We start from the raw sequence: 2,927 nt of genomic DNA on the forward strand, positions 1-2,927 counted from the left end.
CTGTGAATGCGGAGCGGCTGGAGGCGCTGGGCGAGGCCGAGCCGACGCGCTGGTCGCTCGGGCCGGGCGAGCTGGCTGCGGTAGCGTTGCCCGGCGCGGGCGTAGGCTCGCAGGGGACAGAACGGGGATTGGATGCGAGCGGAGACGCGGTGCTGGTCGCGGCGTCTCATGCCGACGCAGCATCGAATGGACACGTAGTGTCGGCGGGCACAGGCGCAGTCTCGGATCAGGATGCGGTGTCGACGGACACCGGCGCAGACTTGGATTGGGACTCGGTGCCGATGGGCACGGGCGTAGCATCGTCTCACGATACGGAGTCGACCGACATCGAGGCAGATCGGTTGTCGGCGATGCCGGAGCATCGGCGGCTTGCTTATCTCATCTACACGTCCGGCACGACGGGCAACCCCAAGGGCGTGCTGACCGAGCATCGCTCGCTCGTTAATTTTGCCTGCTGGCATCAGCGCGAGTTTGGGCTGGGACCAGGGGACCGGGCCGCCCAGCTGACGGGCTTTGGCTTCGACGTCTCGATCTGGGAGATGTTCTCGGCGTTGCTGTTCGGAGCGGAGCTGCATGTGGTGTCTGACGAGATCCGGACAGATGTCCATGCGCTCAATGACTACTTCCATACGCAGCAGATGACGGCGGCTTTCCTGCCGACGCCGCTCTGCGAGCTGTTCCTGGAGCTGGACAATACGAGCCTGCGGCTGCTGACGACCGGCGGCGACAAGCTGCGCGTCTATCGCGAGACGCCGTATCGCTTCGTCAACAACTACGGTCCGACCGAATATACGATCGTCACGACAAGCGGCGAGCTGGCGGAGCCGGCAGTCAATCTGCCGATCGGCCGTCCCGTCGACAATACTCGCATCTATATCCTCGATCGCTACAATCGTCAACAGCCGGTAGGCGCAACAGGGGAGCTGTGCATCGCCGGGGACGGGCTGGCGCGCGGCTATGTGCGGCTGCCCGAGGAGACGGAGCGCCGCTTCGTCGCCAATCCGCTGGCGGAGGGCGAGCGAATGTATCGGACCGGGGATACGGCGACATGGCTGCCTGACGGCCGGATCGCGTTCCTCGGTCGTCGGGACCAGCAGGTCAAGGTGCGGGGCTACCGCATCGAGACGGGCGAGATCGAGTCGGTGCTGCTGCGCCATCCCGACATCCGGGAGGGCGCGGTCGTCGCCTGGCAGGGCGGCGGCGGTCCGCAGCTGGCGGCCTACTATGCCGGTGATGCCGAGACGACGCCTGGGCCGGAGCAAGTGCGCGACTATCTGGCGCGTCATCTGCCGGACTACATGGTGCCGCTGCATCTGATCCCGCTGGCCGCTCTGCCTCTGACGGCTAATGGCAAGCTGGACCGCGCAGCGCTGCCGCGCCCGGCGATTGCCAGCGGCGACGCGCGTCCCGGCACAGCGACCGAGGTCAGACTGGCCGAGCTGTGGCAGGCGACGCTGGGGCTGGAGAGCGTCGGGATCGACGACGATTTCTTCGCGCTGGGCGGCCACTCGCTGCACGCGATGCAGCTGGCTGCGGAGCTGGGCAAGACGGCTACGGCGGCGGTCGGACCGGCGACGATCTTCCGGCTGCCGACGATCCGTCGTCTCGCCGCTTGGCTGGACGAGCAGGACAAGCCGGATGGGAGCGCCACGTCTGTTGAGGGAGAGACCGCCGGGGAGACCGGAGCGCAGGGCGCGCATGGAGGGGCTGAGGGGGTGAGCGGAGCGAACACTGTGGATGACGCGGGTGGCGCTCAGAGCGTATCCCCCTCGCCATCGTGTGCGCTTGATGAGGAGGATATCGCGGTTGGTTGCGACCGCTCCGAGGCTGCGGAGCTACGGCAAGCAGTAGTGGAGGCCGGGTCACCGGCTGCGGGAGTCGCAGCCTATCCTCCGCTGCAGCCTGCGCAGGAGCGTGAATACTATCCCGCGTCCTCGGCGCAGCGGCGGATGGTCATCCTGCAGCAATGGGAGCCCGACGACACCCGCTACAATATGCCGCAAGCGCTCATGCTGGAGGGCGCTCTCGACGAGGCGCGTCTCGAGCGGGCGCTGTCTGCGCTGATCCGGCGGCATGAGCCGTTGCGTACGGTGTTCGAGATCGTGCAGGGCGTCCTCGTGCAGCGGGTGCGCGAGGACGCCTGGGATGGTGTGGAGCGGCTGGCCGAGACGGGCGAGACCGACCCGGCTCAGCTGATGAAACGCTGGGTCCGGCCCTTCGATCTGAGTCGGGGACCGTTGCTGCGGGCAGCGCTGCTGCGGCTCGGGGAGGAGCGTCAGCTGCTGCTGCTCGATATCCATCACGCAGCGACCGACGGCATCTCGATGGGGCTGCTGCTGGCCGACCTCCAGGCGTTGTACGAAGAGGAGTCGCTGCCGCCGCTGGAGCTGCAATACAAAGATTATGCGATCTGGCAGCAGGCGGCGCTGGCAGACGGCGAGCTAAAGCGTCAGCTGGACTATTGGACGGACATGCTGCAAGGGACCGAGCCGCTGGCGCTGCCGCTCGACCGACAGCGTCCGGCTGTGCAATCTGCTGCAGGCGACAGCCTGTCGCGCGAGATCGACCCGGCGCTCGCGGGGCAGCTGCAAGCGCTGGCGGCAGCGCATGGCTGCACGCTGTACATGGTGCTGCTGGCAGCCTACGCGACGCTGCTGCATCGCTACTCGGGCCAGTCCGATCTGGTCGTCGGCACGCCGGTGTCCGGTCGCACGCATCCCGATACAGCCCGGATGCAAGGGCTGTTCGTCAATACGCTGGCGCTGCGCAGCTACCCTGAGGGGGAGCAACGCTTCGTCGACTATCTGGCGCAGATCCGCGAGATCGCGCTGAAGGCGCTGGAGCATCAGGATGTGCCATTCGAGGAGTTGGTAGAGGTGCTGCAGCCGATGCGCGATCCGTCGCGCCATCCGCTGTTCGATACGATG

1 protein-coding gene is annotated in these 2,927 nt (G+C 67.0%); it reads left to right on the top strand.

The genetic code is table 11. The features are described 5' to 3' along the window. Positions 1-2,927 (top strand): condensation domain-containing protein (locus PA598K_RS34945; RefSeq protein WP_148092054.1); only part of this gene is annotated, 2,927 nt, incomplete at both ends.

Origin of the sequence: Paenibacillus sp. 598K, from assembly GCF_003851045.1 — a bacterium.
Classification (GTDB): domain Bacteria; phylum Bacillota; class Bacilli; order Paenibacillales; family Paenibacillaceae; genus Paenibacillus_D.